The sequence below is a fragment of the Phormidium pseudopriestleyi FRX01 genome, from assembly GCF_017313335.1.
GTDB classification, from domain to species: Bacteria; Cyanobacteriota; Cyanobacteriia; order Cyanobacteriales; family Laspinemataceae; genus Laspinema; species Laspinema pseudopriestleyi.
Genome location: NZ_JAFLQW010000436.1, coordinates 1 through 4229 on the forward strand (window position 1 = coordinate 1; position 4229 = coordinate 4229).

Annotated in this window: 5 protein-coding genes; all 5 read right to left on the minus strand. The window is 48.4% G+C overall.

The genetic code is table 11. The features are described 5' to 3' along the window. Positions 1-306: 306 nt before the first annotated feature. Positions 307-711, minus strand: coding sequence for a phytoene desaturase family protein (locus J0895_RS26800; protein WP_340643535.1), 405 nt, complete (start codon positions 709-711; stop codon positions 307-309). Next, positions 704-1051 carry a hypothetical protein gene (locus J0895_RS26805; protein ID WP_340643536.1) on the minus strand — a complete coding sequence of 116 codons (348 nt, stop codon included), beginning with the start codon at positions 1049-1051 and terminating at the stop codon, positions 704-706. The genes J0895_RS26800 and J0895_RS26805 overlap by 8 nt, the downstream gene beginning before the upstream one ends. A 74-nt stretch (positions 1052-1125) precedes the next feature. Continuing rightward, entirely contained in the window at positions 1126-1263 is a 138-nt protein-coding gene (locus J0895_RS26810; protein WP_340643537.1) for an NAD(P)-binding protein, read from the minus strand. 53 nt (positions 1264-1316) lie between these two features. After that, positions 1317-2312, minus strand: coding sequence for a pentapeptide repeat-containing protein (locus J0895_RS16405; protein ID WP_207089119.1), 996 nt, complete (start codon positions 2310-2312; stop codon positions 1317-1319). A gap of 82 nt (positions 2313-2394) precedes the next feature. After that, positions 2395-4059 carry a hypothetical protein gene (locus tag J0895_RS16410; RefSeq protein WP_207089120.1) on the minus strand — a complete coding sequence of 555 codons (1665 nt, stop codon included), beginning with the start codon at positions 4057-4059 and terminating at the stop codon, positions 2395-2397. Between the last annotated feature and the right edge of the window lie 170 nt (positions 4060-4229).

Here is a 4229-nt window from a genome sequence, read left to right on the forward strand (position 1 = left end):
GCAAAAAGTAGAAAAGTAACCGCAATGGCAGCGTCGCAAGACAGTTGTTTTGAGCGTCTAGAGGCACTTTGACAATGCCTTTGAAGATTACCTCGGTAGTCTACTCAAGAATCTCAGTGTCTTTAGACCTGAGAGTGTCAAAAGATGTCCTGGTGGGGCCAGCTTGGGGTCCCAGACCGAGGGAATGGAAATCATACAGGTATTCCCCGGTTCGGTGAGGTCGCGATCGCCATCATGAACCACCATAGATGTCCTGTCAATCCGGTTAATCCTTCGGCTTTGATCCCCAGGTGCAGGTGCATAAAGCTATCTAGAACCGGGGTTTCTAAGGCTTGACGGCGATAAGACCCCCGCAGGTGTTCCGGTGGGAGCAGCATCGGTATAGGTATCCCAAATTGTAGCATTGGAAATGACAATGGGTGCCTTGAGTATTGTGCCATTTCGCAACCTCACCCCGGTGACTCGCCCGGATCCGACTAAAATGCGCTCCATATAAGCATTCAGGCGCAGTTCTCCGGACCATCGGGTTAATCCCCGCACCAGGGCCTCAATCATGGCGGTACTCCCGCCAATCGGATAATCGATGGCGCAAAGACTGCGTTCCCCGAACATAAATGCGACTTCTGGGGCGATCGTGCCGTGAGCTTTGAACCCGGAGAGTAAGAAGCATCTCTTGTCGATTAAACGCCGCACGAAGGGGTCTTTACACATCGCGATCGAGGATTTGACCCACGGACCCTTGAATCTCCCGAATATGGGGGAGTAATTGGAGCAAGGCGGGCCAGTATGACAGCAGGACGGGTAGCACCTTGCGATCGCTTCGCAAGATTAAAGTCGGAATGCCTTTGAGGGCGTCATACAAAGACAACATCCGCCGTTCAAACCGCTGGAGTTCTTGGGCTCCGGTGGGGGTAATGGCGGCAATTTCGGCCCGATAGCGATCGCAATTGCCGTAAATGGGCAGGGTAATGTCCCCTAAGTGATAATGTCCCAATGGGTCATAGGCGATGGTTTGCACCGATTCTCCCAAAAGTTCCAGGACTTGGCGCAAGGGGTTTAGGCTATGGGAATCTCCCAGTCCACAGTAAAAAGAGGGTACAGTCGTCGAAGTGAAATCCCTGGCGATCAAACATAAGCGCTGCACCTGATGGCGATCGCATGACTCTCACAAACAATTACGCGCTTGCCATACCGAGCGAGTAAGGCTGCTGTGACTAACCCGCCAATGCCACTCCCGATGGCGATCGCATCATACTCTGTCATCTGCCTGTTCTCCCTGGACTATTCACTCACGGTTTAATTAATGGGCGATCGGTTTAATTCTGCACATCCCCATTCGGCATCGTCGTCTGGCTAAATATCGCCCCGGCAGTATTAGCGCCGCTCATTTCGGCTCGAATTAAACTGGCTTTAGTCAAATTAGACCGCATTAAATTCGTTCTCGCCAAATATGCCTCACATAGATTCGCCTCATTCAAGAGCGCATGAGACAGATTCGCCCGACTTAAATCCGTCCGGGATAGATTCGCCCGGGTTAAATTTGACCCCGATAGGTTGGCTTTCCCCAGTTTGGCATCAGTTATGATCGCCATATCCAGTTTAGCTCCCTCCAAATTTGCCTCACCCAACTGCGATCGTTCCAGCTTGACATTTGTCATACAAGCCCCGCTCAAATCTACATAAGACAGATTGGCATCACTCAGAAACCCTCCGTTAACAATTGCTGAGGCCATTTTTGCCCGTTCCAAATTCGCCCCGCGCAAGTTCGTTTCGGTGAGATTTGCCCCAGTTAAATCCGCCTTCGTCAAGTCCGCACCGCTGAGGTTGACCCCGCGCAAATCCGCACCCCGTAAATCCGCTCCCCGCAAGTTGGCCGCACTGTATATCCGCCGTTCCTCCCGGAAGTTGGCCCCGCGCAAACAGGCTCCGCGCAAACAAACCCCGCTTAAGGTTGTTCCGCGCAAATCTGCATCGCTGAGGTTTGCATCCAGTAGGTTGGCTAAATTGAGGTTCGCTTTGCGAAGATCTGCACCTTGGAGGGTCGCCCCATGCAGGTCCGCATCGCTAAGATTCGCACCGGAGAGATTGGCTTGATTGAGGTTAGCACCACCGAGTTTTGTACTGACTAAGTAGGCTGCACTTAGGTTGACTCGGCTCAAGTAGGCAAAAATCAGGTCCGCTCCGTGGAGGTCCGCTCCCCGTAATTTCGCCCCAATCAAATCCGCTCCTCGAAGGTTCGCACCCCAGAGACTGGCTCCGTTAAAATTAGTTTCTCCGGCTGTATAGCGCCGCAATAATTCTTCGACATTCATCAACATTATCCCTCTTTCCCCGCTTTTTCCCCTGACATTAATCCCTGAATTTAGGCTGGCTTTTGTTTATCCCGATTGGTCTTTAAGAGGTCGAGTTATCTTCTCGTTCAATGGGTTGGTTTCTTTCGGCTTCTTCTAAGTTTATCAGAAGTTCTAGGAATTGAGAAGTAGCCTGTTTGACTTGAGTGATAAAATCTCCCATTGTTTCATATTTGACTGAAATTCCGTCTTCAATGTCCAGGGGTTCGAGTTCGTCGCTAATTTCCTGTTCGAGATGATTTAAGCGATTTTCAATAAATTGCACAATTTCTTCCACACTTTGGTTGACTTTAAGATTTAGTTTTTTCTCCAGTTCTTGTTTTTGTTGAACTGGATCGATTTTTTTGAGGCCACTTAACGAAAATTTGCGATCGCTGCCGTTCAGAGTCCCGGAATCCGCACAAATGGGCGGTAACACTTCGCTCAACATCCCACTATTTTCGTCACCTTGTTCTAGAATCTCACTGTAATCGTTATCATCTTCATCCGGAATGAAGCCGTGACTAGCGCTGCTGTTTTCTTCGGTTCCCTGTATCCGAGGTGCAGCATTCCAGCGATCGCTCCCCGGAGCGAGGGTGTCCGGGAGGGGGGGCAGTTTTCCGATTGGGGAATATAACGGTGTCATATATTGCACAATCACCCCAGCAGATTGATAGTTTTCATCCGCTTCCGGGAGGTTTTTTGCGGTTTCATATAAGTGAGATTCGAGAGCTTCAACACTGGGACAGAGTTCATAAATTTGCTGTAACAGTTCATCAAGCTGGATTTTTTTTAAGTTGAGCCAGTCTTCATCCCGATTAAATTCAAACAGGCGATCGAGTGCCGAGAATATGAGGATTTTTGCCCGTAATGGACTCGTGTGCTGAACGACTTTGAGCCGCAAATCAAAGATTTTTTCGCGGGTGATGGGACCAAGTGATTCAGGCGGAGTCGGCAGGTCAAAGTCAGTTTCATTGGTGAAATCAGAAACAATGACCAGGGTGTTTGCTAGATCCGGAGGTTGTGGAAAATTCGATAGTCCGGACTGGGTTGAACCATCTTCATAAAATTTACCTAGCGTGGAAATTAAAAGTTTAGCAACTAAGGCATATTGTTGCGGTTTATTAATATTGCTGACAATTCCATCTAAAGAAAATTTAAGATTATCTAAAGTTCCGGTTGCTTCGCAGACTTCAATAATTAGGTCCCGTAAATTCCAATCTGCCAGTAAGTCCGCATTATTTTCCCATGTTCCCTGACAGAGACAAAGCATTAATTTTTTAATGCGCGTTAGATTGGCTTCCTGCTCTAAGTTGCGAATGGTTTCATCGAGCAACTGTAAATTTTTCATGTTGGTCTCCAGATCTGTATTGCCAATTAAGGACTGAGGTTGACTGGGAAAAGAAGCTACAGACAAAGGGTTACTGTTACTTATTAAACCATGAGATGGAGGGGGACTAAAGATTTTTTCAATTTTCTCAAGGGACAGTTCCCTTGGATGGGCGATCGCCTCTTCTCTAACCCGAGAGAAGGGGTCTGGGGTATCCGTAACCATGAGGGGAGAACACCCGGTTTCTCTGGGATAAATTGCCGTAAAAGTCCCCACTATCGCTGCCTTTAACTGGGTTTCTGAACCGGAATATTTTTGAGAGTACCGACGGGTTAGGTCAATGAGGGGTTTTACCCCTATGGATCCTAAAAACCCCCGAGAGTTATCTGTGGTGATCACTCTTACAATGCGATCGCAACCCCACCGCAGTAGTCAGACAATTCCACTCGCTCTATAGATTATCATTAACCGGAGTGGCGGGAGCTAAAATCTGAACCCAATCTATCGACGCGCAGCAATTTTGACCGATATTGGTATTATTGTCCCAACATTTCCTCTCCCACCGAACC

Coding starts and splice junctions, on each gene's coding strand:
- J0895_RS26800 (WP_340643535.1), bottom strand. CDS start 711: ATGTGTAAAGACCCCTTCGTGCGGCGTTTAATCGACAAGAGATGCTTC.
- J0895_RS26810 (WP_340643537.1), bottom strand. CDS start 1,263: ATGACAGAGTATGATGCGATCGCCATCGGGAGTGGCATTGGCGGGTTA.
- J0895_RS16405 (WP_207089119.1), bottom strand. CDS start 2,312: ATGAATGTCGAAGAATTATTGCGGCGCTATACAGCCGGAGAAACTAAT.